Origin of the sequence: Bacillus sp. SIMBA_008 (assembly GCF_046535495.1) — a bacterium.
GTDB lineage: Bacteria > Bacillota > Bacilli > Bacillales > Bacillaceae > Bacillus > Bacillus subtilis.
In genome coordinates this window covers 1-344 of record NZ_JAWRWL010000150.1, presented here as the reverse complement: position 1 = coordinate 344, position 344 = coordinate 1, and the positions used below count along the sequence as shown (strand labels likewise).

General features: G+C 56.7%; 1 pseudogene. It reads left to right on the top strand.

The annotated features are described in order from the left end of the window. A pseudogene (locus tag SB658_RS22575) lies at positions 1-344 on the top strand (hypothetical protein); the annotation flags it as partial.

Sequence of the window (344 nt, the reverse complement as noted above, 5' to 3'; positions counted from 1 at the left end):
GGTCTGCAAGGTGTCCAAGGAATACAGGGAGACATAGGAGCAACAGGTCCAGCGGGTCCGCAAGGTGTTCAAGGTGCTCAAGGAGCGATTGGCCCAACAGGTCCGATGGGGCCACAAGGAGTTCAAGGAGTACAAGGAATTCAAGGAGCAACGGGTGCTCAAGGAGTGCAAGGTCCACAAGGAATACAGGGAATTCAAGGTCCAACCGGAGTAACAGGAGATACGGGCGTAACTGGTGCGACAGGGGAAGGAACTACAGGCCCAACTGGAGTAACCGGTCCAACAGGGGTAACTGGTCCTTCTGGAGGACCAGCAGGACCGAGTGGTCCAACGGGGCCATCAGG